The 20,840-nt window shown below is 61.7% G+C and carries 18 protein-coding genes; 7 read left to right on the top strand and 11 right to left on the bottom strand.

Features of this window, described 5'->3' with window-relative positions; all coding sequences use genetic code 11:
* Window positions 1-184: 184 nt before the first annotated feature.
* The 3 genes from FBY02_RS13670 to FBY02_RS13660 all read right to left on the bottom strand — a co-directional run bounded on the left by FBY02_RS13670 (window position 185) and on the right by FBY02_RS13660 (window position 2,207).
* Complete coding sequence (locus tag FBY02_RS13670) at window positions 185-1,051, bottom strand: DUF6279 family lipoprotein (RefSeq protein WP_144928365.1); 867 nt, start codon at window positions 1,049-1,051, stop codon at window positions 185-187.
* 63 nt (window positions 1,052-1,114) lie between these two features.
* A complete protein-coding gene (locus FBY02_RS13665) occupies window positions 1,115-1,831 on the bottom strand; it encodes a TorF family putative porin (protein ID WP_144928363.1) in 717 nt (238 codons plus the stop codon).
* Between the two features lie 187 nt (window positions 1,832-2,018).
* The gene (locus FBY02_RS13660) at window positions 2,019-2,207 is read right to left on the bottom strand and encodes a hypothetical protein (RefSeq protein ID WP_016702300.1); all 189 of its coding nucleotides are present in this window, start codon (window positions 2,205-2,207) and stop codon (window positions 2,019-2,021) included.
* 337 nt (window positions 2,208-2,544) lie between these two features.
* On the opposite strand from FBY02_RS13660, the gene FBY02_RS13655 reads away from it, so the two are divergent.
* Window positions 2,545-3,381: a S1 RNA-binding domain-containing protein gene (locus tag FBY02_RS13655; RefSeq protein WP_144928361.1), complete on the top strand. Its 837-nt coding sequence runs from the start codon at window positions 2,545-2,547 to the stop codon at window positions 3,379-3,381.
* 329 nt (window positions 3,382-3,710) lie between these two features.
* Window positions 3,711-5,165, top strand: a complete 1,455-nt coding sequence (locus tag FBY02_RS13650) for an NCS1 family nucleobase:cation symporter-1 (RefSeq protein ID WP_144928359.1) — start codon at window positions 3,711-3,713, stop codon at window positions 5,163-5,165.
* Here the strand turns inward: FBY02_RS13650 and FBY02_RS13645 are convergent, their stop codons facing one another.
* The gene (locus FBY02_RS13645; protein WP_144928357.1) at window positions 5,166-6,332 is read right to left on the bottom strand and encodes an MFS transporter; all 1,167 of its coding nucleotides are present in this window, start codon (window positions 6,330-6,332) and stop codon (window positions 5,166-5,168) included. It lies immediately after the preceding gene.
* 102 nt (window positions 6,333-6,434) lie between these two features.
* On the opposite strand from FBY02_RS13645, the gene FBY02_RS13640 reads away from it, so the two are divergent.
* Together FBY02_RS13640 and FBY02_RS28395 are read left to right on the top strand one after the other, a co-directional pair.
* A complete protein-coding gene (locus FBY02_RS13640; RefSeq protein ID WP_144928355.1) occupies window positions 6,435-7,328 on the top strand; it encodes a LysR family transcriptional regulator in 894 nt (297 codons plus the stop codon).
* A gap of 139 nt (window positions 7,329-7,467) precedes the next feature.
* Window positions 7,468-7,596, top strand: coding sequence for a PA1414 family protein (locus FBY02_RS28395; RefSeq protein ID WP_256222727.1), 129 nt, complete (start codon window positions 7,468-7,470; stop codon window positions 7,594-7,596).
* 125 nt (window positions 7,597-7,721) lie between these two features.
* On the opposite strand, the gene FBY02_RS13635 is transcribed toward FBY02_RS28395, so the two are convergent.
* From FBY02_RS13635 to speB, 4 genes are all read right to left on the bottom strand, one after another.
* Entirely contained in the window at window positions 7,722-9,110 is a 1,389-nt protein-coding gene (locus FBY02_RS13635) for a sodium:solute symporter (RefSeq protein ID WP_144928353.1), read from the bottom strand.
* A gap of 136 nt (window positions 9,111-9,246) precedes the next feature.
* On the bottom strand, window positions 9,247-10,794 hold the full coding sequence (locus FBY02_RS13630; protein ID WP_256662516.1) for a cytosine permease: 1,548 nt from the start codon (window positions 10,792-10,794) through the stop codon (window positions 9,247-9,249).
* Between the two features lie 52 nt (window positions 10,795-10,846).
* The gene (locus tag FBY02_RS13625; RefSeq protein WP_144928349.1) at window positions 10,847-11,272 is read right to left on the bottom strand and encodes a nuclear transport factor 2 family protein; all 426 of its coding nucleotides are present in this window, start codon (window positions 11,270-11,272) and stop codon (window positions 10,847-10,849) included.
* Between the two features lie 9 nt (window positions 11,273-11,281).
* The gene (speB, locus tag FBY02_RS13620) at window positions 11,282-12,232 is read right to left on the bottom strand and encodes an agmatinase (protein WP_024779101.1); all 951 of its coding nucleotides are present in this window, start codon (window positions 12,230-12,232) and stop codon (window positions 11,282-11,284) included.
* 221 nt (window positions 12,233-12,453) lie between these two features.
* Here speB and FBY02_RS13615 point away from each other — a divergent pair, with 221 nt between their 5' ends.
* Both FBY02_RS13615 and FBY02_RS13610 read left to right on the top strand, forming a co-directional pair.
* Entirely contained in the window at window positions 12,454-13,344 is an 891-nt protein-coding gene (locus FBY02_RS13615; protein WP_144928347.1) for a LysR family transcriptional regulator, read from the top strand.
* Window positions 13,345-13,351: 7 nt separating this feature from the next.
* The gene (locus tag FBY02_RS13610) at window positions 13,352-13,948 is read left to right on the top strand and encodes a tRNA-uridine aminocarboxypropyltransferase (protein ID WP_144928345.1); all 597 of its coding nucleotides are present in this window, start codon (window positions 13,352-13,354) and stop codon (window positions 13,946-13,948) included.
* Between the two features lie 146 nt (window positions 13,949-14,094).
* Here FBY02_RS13610 and FBY02_RS13605 read toward each other — a convergent pair whose 3' ends face one another.
* The 3 genes from FBY02_RS13605 to FBY02_RS13595 all read right to left on the bottom strand — a co-directional run bounded on the left by FBY02_RS13605 (window position 14,095) and on the right by FBY02_RS13595 (window position 19,058).
* Window positions 14,095-15,459, bottom strand: a complete 1,365-nt coding sequence (locus tag FBY02_RS13605; RefSeq protein WP_144928343.1) for an HlyD family type I secretion periplasmic adaptor subunit — start codon at window positions 15,457-15,459, stop codon at window positions 14,095-14,097.
* A 61-nt stretch (window positions 15,460-15,520) separates the two neighbouring features.
* Complete coding sequence (locus tag FBY02_RS13600) at window positions 15,521-17,680, bottom strand: type I secretion system permease/ATPase (protein WP_144928342.1); 2,160 nt, start codon at window positions 17,678-17,680, stop codon at window positions 15,521-15,523.
* Between the two features lie 19 nt (window positions 17,681-17,699).
* Window positions 17,700-19,058 (bottom strand): TolC family outer membrane protein, encoded by a 1,359-nt coding sequence (locus FBY02_RS13595; RefSeq protein WP_144928340.1) that lies wholly within the window; start codon window positions 19,056-19,058, stop codon window positions 17,700-17,702.
* A 454-nt stretch (window positions 19,059-19,512) separates the two neighbouring features.
* On the opposite strand from FBY02_RS13595, the gene FBY02_RS28390 reads away from it, so the two are divergent.
* On the top strand, window positions 19,513-20,840 hold a 1,328-nt coding region (locus tag FBY02_RS28390), incomplete at its 3' end, for a retention module-containing protein (protein ID WP_256667328.1).

Genomic DNA, 20,840 nt, shown 5'->3' with positions numbered 1-20,840 from the left:
CGAATAAGATTTACGCATATCCAAACACCTCAGATTTGGGCGCCATCATAGCGCCCGATTGAAGTGTCCAAAATCATTAGGCCAGTTCAGCTTGCCCGCGAATGCGGAGTGTCAGTCAACATATCGTTAGCTGTTACACCGCTTTCGCGGGCAAGCCCGCTCCCACATTAGTCTTGTGGTGGTCTTAAGAGCGGGCCGCTTTCAGGCATTTCAAATCAGTAAAGTCCTTCTTCACCCCGTCGATTTTCTTCAGCAGTCGTTCGCGCTGGGGCGGGGTGCTGTCGGCCATCAGGTCGATCAGCAGGCTGCGGGCCTGGGCTTCGGTGTTGTTGTAGGCCTCGCGGTAGGCCGGGGTCCAGAGGCTTTCGCGGTTGATCAGCAGTTGTTCGATGCGTTTCGGAAAATCGGGGGCGTGGCGCTGGGCCACGGCGGCGCTGAACTGGTTTTGCCAGTGGGCGCGGTTGGCGATCCACTGCTGGTTCTGGTCGCCCAAGGCGGTGGACCAGGCCACCACGCGCTGACGTTGGGCGATGTTGAGGGGGCCGAGCCAGTCGTTCAGGCGTTTTTCCATGCGTTCGCTGCGTTCCTGGATTTGCCGTTGCAGCGACGGTTTGAGGTATTCCTGCTGGCGCTTGCGCTGGTCTTTGATGAACGCGGCGTCCATGTCGGCGACTTGTTCGTCGTTCAGGCCTTGCAGCAATTCGATGGCTGACGGGGTGATTTCCCGAGCGGTTTCGGCGATGGCGGCCTTGGCTTCCCGGGTGCGCTGCTGCAGGGCTTCGTCGGTCACCTGATCGGTCTGGACCATGGTCTTCAAGCGGTCCAGCCAATCGAGGTAACCGGGTAGTTGGGTGGTGCAGTGCCAGCTCAGGTGCTCCTTGAGGCGTTCGTTGAACCAGTCTTTTTGCTCGCCGTTGATCTCCAGATAGTCGTTGAGGGTCCAAGGGATGATCAGGTCGAGGTTGCGGTAGGCCAGGCCGATGCGGCTGCAGGCCGTGAGTAACAGCAGCAGGGCGATAAACGTGACGGTGCGTGTAAACCAGCGCGACATGAGCGAGTCCTTGCGAAGCCATCGGTGTTTTGTTTGAGCATGGCAGGCGCGCGGCAGTTCAGCCTAGTAAAACGGATGGGCCATCTTCAGGGTCAGCAGGCCGTCGCATTCGCTGTTGTGGCCGGAGTAGGCCGAACAGCTGCTGCCGCTGAGGCTGGAGTCGCTGTAGATCAGGTCCAGGTCGATGCCGCGCCACGGGCGGGAAATTTTCAACGACCAGTCGCTGAAACTGCCTACATAGCCGTTCTCGACCGAAACCGGCGTATTGAGCTGGTGGGTGGTGTATTTGGCGCTGATGCCGATGCCGAACGGCACGTTACCGCCCAGGTCGGCGAACAGCGTGCTGTTCTGTTTGTCCGGGTCGTTGCTCAAGGCTGCGCCGAAACGGCTGCCGAGCACGGTCAGGCCACCATAGAGTTCCTGGCTGTCGAGGGTGTCGACAGTGGGGTAGCTGTAGTGGATCAGGCCGACTTCGTAACCCAGGGTCTGGTCGAAGGGGTGTTTGAAACCCATGTAGGAATCCACTTCGAGGTCGGCGGAGGAGGTCAGGCCGGCGCTGGGTGACCATTGTCCAAAGTACCAGCCGCTGTCGTGGCTCAGGTCCAGGCCACCGTGAAATGAGCCGGTGCTCGAAGGCGTGACGAGGCCTTGGGCCATGCTGCGGGTGGGGCTGGTGCCGAGCTTGAGGTCGAAGTCGCCGAGTTCGCGCTGGAAGATCTGTCCGTGGACAGGAGAGCAGGCCAGCAGGCTGATGGTCAGCAGGGCAATGGGGATACGCATGCTTCACTCCGTGAATTAGCGAGGAGCAGGATAAGCTGGAACGCTTGAGCTAGAGAGGTGCAAGCATACCCACGAATACCTGGCGGTGAAGGCCGTTCGTCGATTTTTACAGGTGGGATGTGGCAGGGGAGGTTCCAGTCCAAGCGCTTCGAAGCTCAAAGCGCTTTGGGACCAGGTGATGCGGGGATTACTTCTTGCCCAGGCTGATCTGCTTGGATGGGCCGAATGTCTGGCCGCTGACGCCTTTGGCGATTTGCTGGATTTCACCGCCGGATTTGAGGAACGCAGCGATCTGGTCGTTGATCGATTCGCTGGTTTCAACGGCTGGAGCTGGCTTTGCTTTGCTGTTGGATGCTTTTACACGCATGGCGGCCATTAACCTGTCGATAATTAATTGGGCCAGGCATCGTACAGGAAATACATGACCCTTGCTTGGCTGATATCCCGCTGATTGATCTGGATAGGGCTGGTTAATGGGTGGATTTATACCGCAGTCATTGTCCTAAGCCACTGTTTTAAATAACAACCGTCAAGGAAATATACCGTCAACTGGCCTGTGCGAATCGGTCGCATGGGTATCGTCTGCCTGACGAATGGCCGCTCCAGAGATGAAAACCCTGGAAAATCAAGGTCGGGGCGGGTGCTTTCCGCTGTCCACGAATCGCACCGCAAAACCGGGTAGAATGCCGCCCACGCAACGAGGGTATTCGGAAATGGCTTTAGTCGGGCGCTACAACAGTTTGCAAGTGGTTAAACATACGAACTTCGGTTTATATCTGGACGGTGGTGCGGACGGCGAAATTCTTTTGCCCAATCGTTATATTCCCAAGGATATTCCCAGCGAAGATGAAGACTGGCTCAATGTTTTCATTTATCTGGACAGCGACGACAAACTGATCGCAACCACGGAAAAACCCAAAGTCCAGGTCGGTGAATTTGCCAGCCTGAAAGTGGTTGAAGTCAACAGCATCGGTGTGTTCCTCGACTGGGGCCTGCCCAAGGATCTGTTGCTGCCGTTCTCGGAAGAGAAACGCCAGATGGCCGCCGGGGATTATTGTGTGGTGCATGTCTATCTCGACAAGCACACCCGCCGGATCACTGCCACTGCACGCCTGGACCGTTACCTGGACAAGACGCCGGCCAACTACACGCCGGGACAGGAAGTGGATCTGCTGGTTGCCGAGGCCACCGACATGGGCTTCAAGGCGATCATCAATAACCGCCACTGGGGACTTATCCACAAGAACGAAGTCTTTAAGTTTCTGCGCCCAGGCAAGCAGGAAAAAGGCTACATCAAGGAAATCCGTGCGGACGGCAAGATCAGCCTGAGCCTGCAGCCGGTGGGCCAGGAAGCCGCCACCAGCCTGAATGCCAAGATCCTCGCCAAGTTGCGCGACAACAACGGCACCCTGCCAGTCAGCGACAAGAGCGATCCGGCGCTGATCAGCAGCCTGTTTGGCGTGAGCAAGGGCAACTTCAAGAAAGCCATTGGTGCGCTGTACAAGAATGGGCAGATTGTCATTCATGCGGATCGTATTGAGTTGAGCTGATCTTTCAGTCGACTACAGCATTTGTGTCGGAAAGGATGTTTTTGTGGCGAGGGGATGAATCCCCTCGCCACAAAGTGCTGGGTCTAACCTTTTGATCTGGCTGTATACAAAATTCTGCACCTTTAGCATGCATTCGCGCCCTGTTCGTGGGCGTATGTCCCTTCCTGCGCGCTATGAAATCCCGCGGCACGCCGTGGTTTGTCTCACATTTTCCTGCTATGGCACGCATTCTGCGTATCGCTTCGTATACAAACCATGCCGGCTCCCGTGCGCAGTATGGTGAGCAGATCATCTCGGGGGCACGGCGGTATCCATAAGGAGCCTCCCCGATGTCTGAGCAATTGCCCAACGGCTACAGCCCCCGCCTCTATAACCAGGATTTGGGCCCGCTGCCGCAGAAATGGAATTGGTACAACATTTTCGCGTTCTGGATGAGCGATGTGCACAGCGTCGGTGGCTATGTGTTCGCCGCCAGCCTGTTCGCGTTGGGGCTGGCGAGTTGGCAGGTGTTGATCGCGCTGTTGGGCGGGATTTGCATCGTGCAGGTGATCGCTAATCTGGTGGCCAGGCCGAGCCAGCAGGCGGCGGTTCCGTATCCGGTGATCTGTCGGCTGGCGTTCGGAGTGTTCGGCGCGAACATCCCGGCGGTGATTCGCGGCTTGATTGCCGTCGCGTGGTACGGCATACAGACGTACCTGGCCTCCAGTGCGCTGATCATCGTGGTGTTGCGGTTTTTTCCTTCAATGGAAGTCTTCGCGACGCCGCATTTCGCCGGTTTGTCTTACCTGGGTTGGTTTGGTTTCCTCAGCCTGTGGTTCGTCCAGGCGCTGGTGTTCTGGGCGGGCATGGAGTCGATCCGCCGTTTCATCGACTGGGCGGGGCCAGTGGTCTATGCCGTGATGTTTCTGCTGGCCGGCTGGATCGTATGGAAGGCCGGTTGGAACAACATCAGCTTTACCCTGACGGAAAAATCCCTGTCCGGCTGGCAGGCGTTTGGTCAGGTGATCGTGGCGACGGCCCTGGTGGTGTCGTACTTTTCCGGGCCGACCCTCAATTTTGGCGATTTCAGCCGCTACTGCCGGAGCATGTCTGACGTGCGCCGGGGTAATTTCTGGGGGCTGCCGGTGAATTTCCTGGCGTTCTCGCTGGTCACCGTGGTGATTGTTTCCGGGACCTTGCCGGTGTTCGGCGAAATGCTCCATGACCCGATCGCCACCGTGGCGCGCATCGACAACAATGTGGCGGTGTTGCTGGGGGCCTTCGCCTTCGTGACGGCCACCGTCGGCATCAATATTGTTGCCAACTTCGTCTCGCCGGCCTTCGACTTCGCCAACGTCACCCCCAGCAAGATCAGTTGGCGTGCCGGCGGCATGATCGCTGCGCTGGCGTCGATTTTCATCACGCCCTGGAACCTGTTCAACAATCCTGAAGTGATCCATTACACCCTGGATGTGCTGGCAGCCTTCATCGGCCCACTGTTCGGCATTCTGCTGGTTGACTTCTACCTGATCAAAAAGCAGTGGATTGACGTCGATGCGCTGTTCGATGACGGCCCGAGCGGGCGTTATTACTACAGCGGCGGTATCAACTGGACGGCGGTCAAGGCGTTGGCACCGGCGACGCTGATGGGCGTGGCGATCACCTTCACACCGCTGTTGCAACCGATGGCCAACTTTGCCTGGTTCACCGGCTGCTTCCTTGGCGGAGTATTGTATTTTGCCCTGGCGCGGCGTGAGTCGGTCGCGCAACCGAGCCCATCGTTCAGCTCTGTCGGCCAGGCCTGATCAACGCAAGGCAGTTTGGGGGCAGGGGGCCATCGCGCTCCGGCGGGGTAGCAGCAACCCACCGGCCAGCACCAGTCCGCAGCCGGCAACGATCAGTGCCGGTTGCAGGCCACCGCTGAAGTGGCTGCTCAGCGCCGCCAGTAGCGGCCCGCTGAGCTGGCCGACGGCAAAGCAGGCGGTCAGCAACCCGGCGTTGCGCTGGTTGGCATGGGGCGCCAGTTCCCGGGAGCGCAGCATCACCAGTTGCATGCACGCCAGGAACGGCGTGCCACACAGGATGACCCCCAGTGCCAGCCCTGGCCCGTTCCCCAGCAGGCAGGCGAACACCCCGGCGGCCTGCAACCATAACGTGCCGATCAACCAGCGGCCGGTGCTGTTCGGCGCCGGCCGACGCAGGCTCACCAGCAGCACACCGAGGGCGGCGGCCAGGCCGAAGCAGGGCCAGAACAGGTCGGCCTGCCATTGACCGTGGAATTGCGCCGAGGCCATCTGCGACAGGAACGTCGCGGGGATGATGTAGCCCACGCCGTACAAGGCGTACACCACGCCGAGCCGGGCAATGCCACGGTTCGGCGAAGAGCCGGCCGGCGGCGCAACGATTACCGCAGCAGCGGGTTGCGGCAGGATCGGCAGCACCACCAGCAGCATCGTCAAGGCCACTCCGGCATACACCAGCCACAGCGTGGTGGACGTCTGGCCCAACAGGTTCGAGCCCAAGGCCAGCAGGCCTGTGAGAAAAATCCCCAGCCCCGGTCCGGCAAATACCAGCGCACCCAGTCGTGGCCGTCCCGCCGCGGCTGCCAGGGGTTGGCTCAAGGCCGTGATCATCACCAGCACCCAGGCACTCGCCACGCCCGTGCCGAAGCGCAGCGCCAGGTGCGGCCAGAAGCCCCAGGCCCAGAACGATGCCAGGGTCAGTAGCACGCACAGCCACAGGCCGCCGAGCAAACGTCGACGCACTTGTTCCGGGCGCTGGGCGAACATCGCGTCCAGCGCGCCGAGGAAATAACCCAGGTAGTTGGCGGCTGCAATCAGACCGGCGGCGGTCAAGTCGATCTGACCTTCGCCGATGAGATGAGGTAACTGAGGTGTAAGGGCGAAGCGGCCGATGCCCATGGCCATCATCAAGGCGATGAAGCTGGCGAGCAAGCGAACAAGGGGCGACATGGTCGTTCTCCACATTGAGGCGAATGACCGTCAGGCTAGAACCGATTGACTTTCATTAAAAATGAATAATAGTGAGTAACTTGTTCCTTTTTGGAGAATGTCGTGGAGTTCAGTCAGTTGCGGATCTTCCAGGCCGTGGCCGAGGAAGGGTCCATCACCCGTGCCGCCGAGCGCCTGCACCGGGTACCGTCGAATCTGTCGACCCGGCTCAAGCAGCTTGAGGAGCAACTGGGTGTGGATCTTTTCCTGCGGGAGCGTCAGCGTTTGCAGCTATCGCCAGCAGGAAAAGTCCTGTTGGACTATGCGGCCAAGCTCTTTGCCTTGCACGACGAAGCCCATGCGGCCGTGCAGGGCGGGCAACCGGCCGGGGAGTTTGTGTTGGGCACCATGTACAGCACGGCGGCGATACATCTGCCGGACCTGCTGGCCAGTTATCACCGGGCGTATCCAGCGGTGAACCTGCAAGTGCAGTCCGGGCCCAGCGGCGAATTGCTTGAGGGCCTGCTCACCGGGCGGCTCGATGCGGCGCTGGTGGATGGCCCGCTGGAACTGGCGGGGCTGGACGGCGTGCCGTTGTGCGACGAGCGATTGGTGGTGATCACCGAAGCCGATCATCCGCCGGTGCGCAGTGCGCTGGATGTGCAGGGCCGCTCCGTGTTTACTTTTCGCCGGGGTTGTTCGTACCGCATGCGCCTGGAGGCCTGGTTTGCCCATGATCACGCAACCATGGGCCGGGCGATGGAGATCGAGTCTTACCAGGGGATGCTGGCGTGCGTGATTGCCGGGTCCGGGGTGGCGTTGTTGTCCGAGTCGATGCTGGCCAGTATGCCGGGCCGCGAGCGGGTGGCGGTGCATCCGTTGGCCGAGCCGTTTGCCAGCGCCACGACCTGGCTGATGTGGCGCAAAGGCATGGTCGGGGCCAACCTGAACGCCTGGATCGAGTTGCAGCAACAGGCCTGGCCGCGAACGCCCGTGGCGACGGCCCAATCGGCTTGAACTACGGGCTCGGGATTTGGATCAATTCAGTAACAGATCATTGCAAACAGAGACGAGCATTGCGCAGCACATCGGACTATTATCAACGCGAAGGGGCCACAGAAATCTGCCGCTCGCACGACCCTGAGGGGGCACCACGATGAAAGAGAAAATCCAGAACTGGCTTCACGACCTGGGTGTCGCGCTCGGCCTGATCGAACCGCCCATGCAGCCGATTCCAATTCGCACCGATGACGAGCAACGCCGCCGCCAGCCGCGTCGCCGCTGATTACCTGTCAGGTCGATTTTTTGTGGGAGCGAGCCTGCTCGCGAATGCGTTGTATCAGCAGCATATGTAGTCGCTGATACGCCGCCATCGCGAGCAGGCTCGCTCCCACAGTCGTTTACCGACTATCAGACCATCTTCGCCACCACGTTCGAGCGTGGCGACAACAGACTCACCACCACAAAACTCACCAGCGCCACGCCCAGGCTGTAGTAGATCGGCGTGTTGGCGTCCAGGCCATCCTTGAGCATGAAGAACAGCGCTGTCAGAAAGCCCAGCGACATACTGGTGATCGCCCCCGCGGTGGTGGCGCGTTTCCAGTAGATGGCGCCGATCAGCGGGATCAGCATGCCGCCCACCAACAAGTTGTAGGCCAGGGTCAGGGCGCTGATCACGTCGCTGACCACCAGGGCGATGCCCAGCACCACCACGCCCATCAACAGGGTGGCGATGCGGTTTTCATGGGCGTCGGCGCCGGTGCCTTCACTGCCTTGGCGCAAGCGGGGCAGCAGATCCTGGACCACGGTGGTCGAGGCCGCGAGCAAGCCCGCCGCCGCAGTGGACATTAACGCAGCCAGTGCCGCGGCGACCACCAGCCCACGAATGCCGCTGGGCAGGCTGGTCTGGACCACGCTGGCAAAGGCGTTGTTGACGTTGGCGAGGTCCGGCAGCAACACCTTGGCCGCCATGCCGATCAGCGCTCCGGCCAGGCCGTACAGCACGCAGTACAAGCCGGCGGCGGTGCCGGCCATTTTGGCCACGCCTTCGCTGCGAGCGGTGAACACCCGCTGCCAGATATCCTGGCCGATGAAGATGCCGAAGAAGTAGATCAGGAAGTAAGTGATGATGGTGTCCCAGCCGATCGCGGTGAAATCGAAGTAGCTGGCCGGCAGTTTCGCCACCATCGCATCCCAACCGCCGGCGTCGACGATGGACATTGGCATCAGCAGGAACACCAGGCCGACGGTCATGATCAGGAATTGCACGATGTCGGTGAGGGTCAGCGACCACATGCCGCCGATGGTGGAGTACAGCACCACGACGCCGCCGCCCACCAGGATCGAGGCCCAGAAGGGCAGGCCGAACAGCACCTGCATGACGGTGCCGATGGCGATGGTCGACGTGGCCCCGATCATCAGCGCATAAACCAGCATGATCAGCGCACTGGCGTGGCGTGCGGCCGGGTTGTAGCGGCGCTCCAGCACCTGGGTGACGGTATAGATCTTCAGTTTGAGCAACGGCTTGGCCAGGAACAGGCTCAGGCCGACGATGCCCAGGCCGATGGCGCCGCACAGCCAGAACCCGGAAATCCCATGGACATAACCCAGGCGCACGGTGCCGATGGTGGACGCGCCGCCCAACACCGTGGCGGCCATGGTGCCCAGGTAGAAACCCGGGCCCAGGTTGCGCCCGGCGACCAGGTAGTCGTCACGGGTTTTGGCGCGGCGCATGCCGTACCAGCCGAGGGCGATCATGCCGGCGGCGTAGATGAGAACGACGATTAAATCCAAGGCCATGATGGCGTGTCTCCGATTGTATTTTTTATAAGAAGGTCGGGATGAGTGATGCTTTTGTGGCGAGGGGATTTATCCCCGCTGGGGTGCGCAGCGGCCCCCGAGCAGTCGACTCAAATCTGTCTGGTGCACCGAGGTATCAGGCTTTGGGACCGCTTCGCGCTCCAGCGGGGATAAATCCCCTCGCCACAGTGCTTGGCCCAGCGCTGGGTGCCGAATCGTTACTGCGCGGATCATCCGGCCCATACACCGCCGCCGGTTCCGGGAACACCCCCAGCAACACCAGGTACACCACCGAAGCCAGGCCCAGAGTCACCGGCAGGCTGATGTCGATGCCGCCGGCCAGCTCACCCAATGGCCCGACGAACTGCCCCGGCAGGTTGACGAAGCACAGCCCGACCAGTGCGCTGGGGATCCAGGCCCCCAGGCCACGCCAGTTCCAGCCGTGGCTGAACCAGTAGCGGCCGCCGGTTTCGCCGCGGGTGAAGACTTGCAGATCATCCGGGCAGTAGAAGCCGCGCCGCACCAGCAGGCCGATGATCATGATCACCATCCATGGGGTGGTGCAGGTGATGATCAGCACGGCGAAGGTCGACACGCTTTGCACCAGGTTCGCCGCGAAGCGCCCGATGAAGATGAAGGCAATCGACAGCACGCCGATCAACAGCGTCGCCTTGACCCGCGACAGTACCCGCGGAAACACGCTGGACATGTCCAACCCGGTGCCATACAGCGACGTGGTGCCGGTGGACATGCCGCCGATCACCGCAATCAGGCACACCGGCAGGAAGAACCAGGTTGGCGACACGGCCAGCAGCCCGCCCACGTAGTTATTCGCTGCGATGTAGTCCGGTGCCTTGATCGCCACGATGGTGGCGGTGGCGAGGCCGAACAGGAACGGAATCAGCGTCGCCAGTTGCGCGGCGATCACCGCCGCCATGATGCGCCGCTTGGGAGTATCGCGCGGGATGTAGCGCGACCAGTCACCGAGGAACGCACCGAAGGAAATCGGGTTGCTCATGGCCACCAGCGCCGCGCCGATGAAGGCTGCCCAGAAACCCGGCTGGCCGAGGCCGACGGTGCCGGCGAACTGGCTGTCGAAGGTCGGTGCGAAGGCAAAGATACCCAGCAGGAACAGCAGGCTGGCGGCCCACACGGCGATGCGGTTGACCCACAGCATGAAGCGGAAGCCGTAGATGCATACCGTCAGCACCAGCAGAGCGAACAGGCCGTAGGCCAGCCCCAGGCTCAGGTCGGTTTCCGGCACGCCGATCAAACGCTTGGCGCCACCGATCAGCGCGTCCCCGGAACTCCACACCGACAGCGAGAAGAACGCGATGGCGGTCAGCAGCGACAGGAACGAGCCGACGATCCGCCCGTGCACGCCGAAGTGCGCACCGGAAGACACTGCGTTGTTGGTGCCGTTGAGTGGGCCGAACAGACCCATTGGCGCGAGGATCACCGATCCCACCAGCACCCCCAGCACAATCGCCCAGACGCCGGCCTGGAAGGAAAGGCCGAACAGTACCGGGAAGCTGCCGAGCACGGCGGTGGCGAAGGTATTGGCGCCGCCGAAGATCAGCCGGAACAGGTCGCCCGGACCGGCGGTGCGTTCGTGGTCCGGAATCTGTTCGACGCCGTTGGTTTCAATTTGCGTAAGACTGTTGTCGTTATTGTTATGCATGATCTGCTCCGATCATCTAAGGCGCGTTCATCGAATGTGAACGTCGCCTGTTTGGCTAAGGGGGTGGCAGCCCTTCCGGCATTGCGGACAAATGTTCATGGCAGGCCAGCCAAAGGCCCTGTTGTTCTTGTGTGCGTCCTTCCTGCTTGCGGAACAGGATGGTTTCGCGCTCCTGGCTAAAGTGTCGCTCCCCTAGCATGCGCAGCTCGGTGGCCACGTCATGGATGAAAATCGCCACGTCCCCTTGCAGGCTGACGAAAGCGTTGCTCGAGGTGCATGAGAGCACCTCGAAGTCATCCTCGGACCGCCAGCGATCCCACAATGCCTGATAGGCATCGCGTGACAGCAGGGGCTGTTCGAGGGTGTAGAACACAAAGCTCGCATCGGCCGTGAATGCGCCAAAGTAGGCGTCGCGGTCGTTACGGGCGAAGGCCGCCACCAGTTCGGCGGCGGCCTTGAGCACTTGATCCTGATCGTTCATGACAACGCCTCAGCGATGGGCCACGCCGGGCAGTACGCAGAGCATCTCGTACAACAGGTTGGCGCCCAGCAGTGAGGTGTTGCCGGTGGTGTCGTACGGTGGCGAGACTTCCACCAAATCGCAACCGACCAGGTCGAGGCCCTGGCAGCCGCGCACGATTTCGATGGCCTGGATGGTGGTCAGGCCACCGATTTCCGGAGTGCCGGTGCCAGGGGCCCAGGCCGGGTCGATGCCGTCGATATCGAAACTCAGGTACACCGGACCGCCACCGACTTTCTCCCGGACTTCGGCCATCAGCGGTGCCAGGGAATGGTGCCAGCACTCTTCGGCCTGGACCACGCGAAAACCCTGGCGGCGGCTCCAGTTGAAGTCATCGGCGGTGTAGCCCTGGGCCCGCAGGCCGATTTGCACCACGCGGTCGCAATCGAGCAAGCCTTCTTCGACGGCGCGGCGGAAGGTGGTGCCGTGGGCGATTTTCTCGCCGAACATGTGATCGTTCACATCGGCGTGGGCGTCTATGTGCACCAGGCCGACCTTGCCGTGCTTCTTGTGGATGGCCCGCAGGATCGGCAGGGTGATGGTGTGATCGCCCCCCAGGGTCAGGGGGATGACGTTGTGTTCGAGAATCTTGTGGTACGACTCTTCGATGATCCGCACCGCGTCCAGCAGGTTGAAGGTGTTGATCGCCACGTCGCCGATGTCGGCCACCGACAGTGAGTCGAACGGTGCGGCGCCGGTGGCCATGTTGTAGGGGCGGATCATCACGGATTCGGCGCGGATCTCCCGCGGCCCGAAACGGGTGCCGGCGCGAAGGGAGGTGCCGATGTCCAGCGGCACGCCGACGAAGGCAGCGTCCAGGCCGGCGGCGGTGGGCACGTGGGGAAGTCGCATCATGGTGGCGATGCCGCCGAAGCGCGGCATTTCGTTGCCGCCCAGTGGTTGGTGAAGAATCTTGTCCACGGGTAAGGCCTCATCGTTTGTTTTAGTTATCAGGGGCCGATTCTGCGAAAGGCGGTGGGCAAGAAGAATCGTTGGGGGCAAATACTTAGTTCAGATTTTTCTAAACTAATGGCGGGCGGGGCGATAGACTTCGCGTCAGCGCCGTCCCCCTGTTTGGATTGGGAAGTAGTGGTCCCCTCGCCACAAAGTTTTGCAGTGAACGCTGGTATGGAGAACCCCCAATGAACGCTCTACCCGACCTGAAACTGCTACGAATCTTCGTCAGCGTGGTCCGGCACCAGGGTTTCGCCAATGCTCAGCATGAGCTCAACCTTTCCACCTCGGCCATCAGCACCTACATGAGCCAGCTGGAATCGGCCTTGGGCCTGGTGTTGTGTCATCGTGGCCGTGGCGGGTTCAGCCTGACCAGCAAGGGCGAGTTGTTCCATCAGGAAACCTTGCGCCTGTTGGGTGAGCTCGAAGGTTTCGAGCAGTACGCCGCAGCCCTGAAAGGCGAATTGCGTGGCACGTTGAACCTGGGGGTGATCGACTCCACCGTCAGCGACAAGGCTCTGCCCTTCGCCGAGGTCATCGGCGCCTACAGCCTTGAACACCCGGCGGTGCACTTGCACTTGTCGGTCATGAGCCCCTACGAACTGCAACTCGGCGTACAGGACAATCGCCTGGACCTGGCCATTGGCGCGTTTTCCACGCGCATGAGCGGGCTGGTGTACATGCCGCTGTACCGCGAGCAGCACTGGTTGTACTGCAGCAACCGCCACCCGCTGTTCAACGAGCGGCGCATCCCCGAACAGCTCATCACCCAGCAGAGGATGGTCGGGCGCGGTTACTGGAGCCAGGCCGAACTGGCCCGCCATGGCTTCAAGCACAGCGCCGCGACGGTGGAGAGCATGGAGGCGCAACTGATCCTGGTCTTGTCCGGTGCCTACATCGGCTACCTGCCCGAGCATTACGCCCAGGCCTGGGTCGACAAGGGCGACTTGCGGGTGCTGCTGCCGGCCACGTTCGGCTATCAGGCGCCGTTTTCGATGATCATGCGCCGGGGTCGTAGCCGCGAGCCGCTGATCCAGACTTTCCGCGACCTGCTTAAAGCGCAGCTCCACCAGGCCTGAGGTCACGATGTCCAGAATCCATTGCCCACGCTGCCACAGGCCGCAAAGCCATTGCCTGTGTCCGCTGATCCCCAGCCTCGACAGTCGCACCCGGGTCTTGCTGCTGCAACACCCCAGCGAAGTGAACCATGCCTTGAATACCGCCCGCCTGGCGGCGCTGGGGCTCAACAACGCCGAGTTGATCGTCGGTGAAGTGTTCGAGCATCTGCCTGCATTGCTAAATCGACCGGGTTATCAAGCCTGCCTGCTGTTTCCCGGCGAGGATGCGCAGCCGATGCAGGCCTATGGGCCGTCCGACGATCCGCTGCTATTGGTCGTGCCGGACGGCACCTGGCGCAAGGCGCGCAAGTTGCTGCACCTCAATCCTTCGCTGGCGGCGTTGCCGAGGGTGACGCTGGCCGACGGCAGGGTATCCCGTTATCGCTTGCGCAAGGCGCCGGGACCGGGCGCATTGTCGACGGTGGAGGCGGTTGTCCAGGCGTTGCAGATCCTGGAAGCGCCGGCGAGTTTCGAGGCATTGCTGAGGCCGTTCGAAGCGCTGATCGAAGGGCAGATTGCGGCGATGGGGGCGGAGACCTATCAGCGTAATCATGCTGGAAAATAGTGGTCGTTCTCGCAGGCCCCTTCGCGAGCAAGCCCGCTCCCACATTTGATCACCTGTGGCCGCAAATTCAGTGTTCATACAAATCAACTGTGGGAGCGGGCTTGCTCGCGAAGGCGATAGACATTCACTGAAGATTCAAACCCGAACTACCGCTCGCGCATCGCCTCGGTCCGCGCCTTCAGCACCGGCTTGAGCAGGTAATCCAGCACACTTTTCTCCCCGGTAATAATATCCACCGTCGCCACCATCCCCGGGATGATCAGCAGCGGTTTGGTGTCGCCACCCAAATGGTTCTTATCGGTACGCACCTGGATCAGGTAGAAGCTGTTGCCCTTATCGTCGGTGATGGTGTCGGCGCCGATCAGTTCGAGCCGAGCACTCAGCCCGCCGTAGATCGTGTAGTCGTAGGCGCTGAACTTGACCATGGCTTTCTGGCCCGGATTGAGGAAGGCAACGTCCTGCGGGCGGACCTTGGCTTCGATCAGCAGGTTGTCTTCCATGGGCACGATTTCCACCATGTCGCTGCCCGGCTGCACCACGCCGCCGATGGTGTTGACCTTGAGCTGCTTGATCACCCCATGCACCGGGGAAACCACGGTGGTGCGGGTCACGCGGTCGTCGATGGCGATGCTCGATGCGGTGATTTTCGACAGGTCCGTGCGTTTCTCGTTGAGCTCCTTGGCCGCGTCGGAGCGGAACGTCTGTTCCGATTCGTCGATCTTGCTCTTGATTTCGTTGATCGCCGATTCGGCCCGGGGGATTGCCAGGGTGGTGGCGTTGAGCGAGCCACGGATCTCCACCGCGCTGCGCTTGAGCCGCAGGATCTCCACCGGCGATACCGCACCGGTGCTCACCAGCGGCGCGGACATGTTCATTTCCTCTTGCAGCAGGGCCAGGCTGGAACTGAACTGGGCTTGCTTGGAGCGAAACTCCGCCAGCTCCTGGGTCTTCTGGCGCAGTTGTTCGGTCAGAGTCCGTTGTTCGCTGGCCAGGCGCCGTTGTCGTTGTTCATATAGCGCGCGCTCGTCCTCGGCCACTTGCGGGGCCTTGGCCGTCACCTCGGCCGATACCTGGAACGGCCGCCCCTCGGCCTCCGCCGACAGGCGCTGGACCTGGGCCATCAATGCATAGCGGTCGGCCTCGCTTTCGCCCTTGTTCGACCGGTACCGCGTGTCGTCGAGGCGCAGCAGAGTATCGCCCTTGTTCACCATCTGGCCTTCGCGCACGAAAATCTCGGTGACGATGCCGCCCTCCAGGTTCTGGATCACCTGGACCTTGCTCGACGGAATCGCTTTGCCCTCGCCGGTGGTGACTTCCTGCAGGATCGCCAGTTTCGCCCACACCAGTGCGGTGACGATCAGCCCGGCGGCCAGCCACACGGTGACGCGGGATCGGCGGGGCGAATCCTGCAGCGCCGCACCGGCGGTTTCCGGCATGAACTCGCTTTCGGCACTTTTGCTGAAACTGCTGAAGTAGCTTCGGGCGGCTGGATCCGGGACTTGAGCAGACATAGGAGGATACCCGTCGATTAGGTAGATAAACTGGGTGTTGCCTTTGTGGCGAGGGAGCTTGCTAGGCCGTCCCGGAACCGACCCGACCCTTGCGCAGCGCCTCGATCACTACCTCTTTTGGCCCGTCGGCCACGATCCGGCCGCTATCCAGCACCACCAGTCGATCCACCAGGCTCAGCATCGAGGTGCGGTGGGTGACCAGTAGCAAGGTCTTGCCCTGAATGTGGGTGTGGAGCTTTTGCCGCAAAGTGTCTTCGCTGCTGTTGTCCATGGCGCTGGTGGGTTCGTCCAACAGCAGGATCGGTGGATCGAGCAGCAGGGCCCGGGCCAGCAGCACGGCTTGGCGCTGGCCGCCGGACAGCAACTGCCCGCGCTCGCCCACCGGGCGGTCGAAGCCTTGGGGATGCTGGCGAGCCAGTTCGCCGACGCCGGTCAATTCCGCCACTTCGAGCATGCGGGCATCGCTGATGTAGCGGGCGCCGAGGGTCAGGTTGTCGCGAAGGCTGCCGGCCAGCAGCGGCAGGTCATGGGCGACATAGCCGATCTGTTGGCGCAGGTCGGCGACGTCCAGTTGCCGCAGGTCCAGGCCGTCGAGCAGCAACTGGCCCTCCTGCGGTTCGTAGAATCCCATCACCAGACGCGCCAGGGTACTTTTGCCCGAGCCACTGCGACCGATGATCCCGACCCGTTCACCGGCCTTGAGCTGGAAGCTCGCGTTCGACAGCGCCGGTGTGCTCTGGTCGTTGTAGTGGAAGGTCACGCCGTGGACGTCCAGTGCCCCCTGCAATTGGGTGCGGTCCAGTGGCCGCTGCCTGGCATCGCGTTCCTGGGGCAAGGCCATCAGGGCGTCGGTGCTGCGCATGGTCAGTTGCGCCTGCTGGTAACGGGTGATCAGCCCGGCGATCTGCCCCAGTGGCGCCAGGACCCGGCTGCCAAGCATGTAGGACGCCACCAGCGCGCCGACGCTGAGATTGCCGGCGATGATGCTGTAGACCCCGGCGACGATGGTGGTCATGCCGGCCAATTGCTGCAGGAACAGAGTGCCGTTGGTCGCCAGTGCCGAGAGGTTGCGCGCGTGGCTGTCCAGGCGGGTGAGGGCGCCGTGGGTGCTTTCCCATTGGTGCTGGCGCTCGCTTTCCGCGCTGCAGGCCTTGAGGGTTTCCAGGCCGCCGAGGGTTTCGATCAGCAAGGCCTGGCGCTGGGCGCCGAGGGCCAGGCTCTTTTGTACGGTGTCGCGCAAACGCACCTGGATGATCAGCGCGAAGATCACTGTGATGGGGAACGCCACCACCGGAATGACCACCAACCAGCCCCCCAGCAAACCGATCACCAACAGCATCAGCACGGCAAAGGGCAGGTCGATCAGGCTGGTGAGGGTCACGGCGGTGAGAAATTCCCGCAGGCCCTGGAAGTCATGGATGCTCTGGGCGAACCCGCCGATGGTCACCGGCCGGACCTTCATCGCCATGCCGGTGATGCGCTCAAACAGGGTGGCGGAGAGGATCACGTCGGTTTTCTTGCCGGCGCTGTCCAGCAGGTGCGCGCGCACCACTCGCAGTACCAGCTCGAAGCCGGTGCCGATCAACAGCCCCACGGCCAACACCCACAGGGTAGACGTGGCCTGGTTCGGCACCACGCGGTCGTAGGTCTGCATGACGAACAGCGGCACCATCAACCCCAGCAGGTTGATGAGCAGACTCGCCAGGATCGCATCGCTATACAGCCAGCGCGACAATTTCAAGGTGTCGCGGAACCACGCTTCGACCCGTGGCACCAGGGGCGAGCGCAGGTCTTCGAGTTCATGGCGCGGCCGGGCGAACAACGCCTGGCCAGCATAATCGGCGCTCAGTTCCTCGCGGCTGACCCATTGCTCGCCGCCGTCGGCTTCGCAGGGCAGGATCAATGCCCGGCCGTCCTCGTGCCAGCGTCGCAATACCGCGCAACGACCACCGGCCAACAGCAGCATCACCGGTAGATTGAGCGGTGAAATCTCGCCCAGGCCACGGCGCAGCACCCGTGCCTGCAAACCGGCCCGGGCCGCTGCACGAGGCAGCAGGTCCAGGCTCAGCCGTTGGTGCGCCATTGGAAGCCCGGCGCTGAGGCTGGCGCGGCTGACCGTCGCGCCATGGAGTTTGCAGAGGATCAACAGACCATCCAGCAGAGGGTCATCGAAGCTCAGGCGCGGGTCGGCGCCGGGGATAGCGGGTTCCATGCTGGTCACATTGATCGCTCCCAGTGGGCTACTTCAATTCGGGCAGCCGTGCTTCGCTCTTGACTTCGGTCTGGGCGATGGCGTCCGCCGGCAGCACGATCCGTTGTTTGCTCAACAACAGGCCCATGTTCGCCAGCACCCGGTACATTGAGTATTCCTCGGTGTAGCGCACTTCGGTGTAGCGACGGTTGGCGTTGTACAGCTCGTTTTCACTGTCGAGCAGGTCGAGCAGGGTCCGCTGGCCGAGGCCGAACTGATCCTGGTAGGCCGCGCGCACGCGGGCAGTGGTGTCGGCATATTCCCGGGCTGTGGGGGTCTGCTTGCGAGCGTTGAGCATCGCGTTCCAGGCCAGGCGCGTGTCTTCATTGAGCTGGCGCAAGGCGTTATTGCGAATGTCCATGGCCTGGTCGATCTGGTGCGCGTTGGACGCCAGCCGTGCCTTGTCGCTGCCGCCGCGGAACAGGTTGTAGTTCATCACCACACCGACCCGCCAGTTGTTGTCGTGACCTTCTTCGCCACCGATGTTGTTATTGGCGCCCACCGCGGCCTCGGCGTCGAAGCGTGGGTAGAACGGCGACTTGGCTACTTCATATTGGCTCTCGGCGGACTGCACGTCGGCCTGGGCCGATTTCAAGTAGGGGTGATTCTCCACCATGCTCTGCTGGGCTTCGCGCAGGTCGGCGGGGATTTCGCCCTTGGTCGATGGCGGTGTTTCCAGTTCATCGGGCATGCGCCCGACCACGCTGTAGAAGTTCGCCTCGGCGTCGGCGAGGTCGACCTGGGCGGTGTCGTAGTTGTTCTCCGCCAGCGCCCGACGGGCATTGGACTGGTCGGAATCGGCCGTGCTGCCCACGCCGCGCTGGGTGCGCAGGCCGATCTGGTCATTGACCCGCAGGTGCGCCTGCAGGTTGTTCTTGGCCAGGGTCACCAGTTCTCGACGCTTGAGCACTTCGAGGTAGACCTCGATGGTACGCAGGGCCAGGTCCTGGGCGGTGCCTTGTGCGTAATAGGCCCGGGAATTGACCACGCCCTTGGTGCGCTCCACCTCATTGCTGGTGTTGAACCCGTCAAAGAGCATCTGCCGCAGGCGCAGCTCCGACTGGGTGTAATTCAGGGTGTTGGTGTTGTGATTGCCCTGTGCACGGGTGTTGGGGTTGTCGCTATAGCCACGGCCGTAGCCGGCATTCAAATCCACCGACGGAAAGAAGCCCCCCCTGGCGACCTTGACGTCTTCGTTGGCCGACAGACGGCTGTCCACCCGTTGTGCCAATTCAGGGTGAGTCGCGATGGTGCTCTGGATCGCTTCGGTCAGCGACATGGCCTGCGCAGAAGAAGAGCAGGCCATCGCCAGCAAAACCGCGCTGCAAAGAGGGGATAAAACGCGCATGGGGTGCATCTCCTGAGGTCTGTTGTGCTTCTGTGTCGCCAGAATATTGACGTATTTAAGATCAAAACCGTTTCAACCTTGTAACAACACAGCTAAGAACATCCTGAAGGAAACCTAAGAAGAATTTCTCATAAGTCTTATGCCGAAAAAAACTTATGTGCCCGGAAAAAAGCAGCACATTGTTCAAGGGTAAGTCCTTTGAAATTGCGGGCTCTGACGGCTTTTAGACGTCAAATAAAAGTTCCATTGGAATTTTTAAACAATGTGAAGAGGTGCTAACAGGGTTGAATGGGCAGGTCTTCAAGGTGACGGTTTTTTGTCGTTGTGGCGAATGGCTAGCGCTTCTTGAGCCTGCGAAAGCTGGCAGATTTTCCAGATTTCCTGGTTGTCCCTAAGCACGGGGATTTCTTCACCCATCAAAGTGCCGACCGTGGTTGGCAACGGAGGGATGCACATGGCAGCGCTCATCGGTACAGTCAGCAAGATTGTGGGGCAGGTTTTCGCAGAGACGGCCGCAGGCCAGCGGCGTCCTCTGGTCGAAGGGGACCGGCTGTATGCCGGCGAGCACCTGATCACCGGTGCTGAAGGAGCGGTGGCCGTGCACCTTGCGAACGGCCAGGAGCTGACTCTGGGCCGTGAAAGCAACCTGACACTCTCTACGCAGCTGCTCGCCCACCAGGTACCCCATGTCGATACGCCTGAAGCGGTGACCCCGACGGTCGGGCAACTGACCGACGTGCAGAAACTGCAGCAAGCCATCGCCGCCGGTGCCGACCCGACCCAGACCGGCGAAGCCACGGCCGCAGGGCCCGGCGCCGGTAATGCGCCCGGTGCCTTGGGTGGAGGGCACAGCTTTGTGCTGCTGGAGGAAGTGGGCGGTACCGTTGCACCGCAGATCGGGTTCCCTACGGCCGGGTTCAACGGGGTTCCCGAGTTTCCGCTGGTACGTCTGGCTGGCGATGGGAATGACAATGGCGACAATCAAACTGTGCCACCCGTGACCCCTGAACCACCGGACAATCCCGTGACCCTCGATGGCCTGAACGTGGAGGGCGGCGAACTGACCGTCAACGAGGCCAACCTGGCCGACGGCTCAGCCAGCAATCCGGGCGCATTGGTACAGAGCGGCACCTTCACCGTCAATGCCCCTGACGGGTTGAGCAGCTTGAGCATCGGCGGCATCAGCGTGATTGCCGGTGGCGTGCCCGCAGGCTTCCCCCAGGCCATCACCACCGCGCTGGGCAATACCCTGACCATCACCGGCTACAACCCCGCCACCGGAGTAGTCAGCTACACCTACACCTTGCTCGACAATGAAACCCATCCCACCGGCGACGGTGCCAATACCCTCACCGAACAGTTCCCGGTCGTGGCGGTGGACACCGATGGCGACAGCGCCACCGGCACCCTGGACGTCAATATCACCGACGACGTGCCCCAGGCGATCGATGACAGCAATGCCAGCATCGCATCGGAAACCCTGGCCACCCTCACCGGCAACGTATTGCCCAACGACCACCAGGGCGCCGACCGTATTCCCACCGGCCCAGACAGCGGGCCGATCATCGGCGGGACGTTCACCGGCACCTACGGCACCCTGGTGCTCAACCCCAACGGTACGTACACCTACACCCTGGATACCAGCGACCCGCAATTCGTGGCGCTGCATGGCGGGGGAAGCGGGACCGAAACCTTCACCTACACCCTGACCGATGCAGACGGCGATACCAGCACCGCGAACCTGGTGCTGCAAGTGCACAACAATGACGATCCGGTGATTAT

The organism is Pseudomonas sp. SJZ078, from assembly GCF_007828255.1.
Classification (GTDB): Bacteria; Pseudomonadota; Gammaproteobacteria; order Pseudomonadales; family Pseudomonadaceae; genus Aquipseudomonas.
This window is presented reverse-complemented; position numbering and strand designations above follow the sequence as displayed.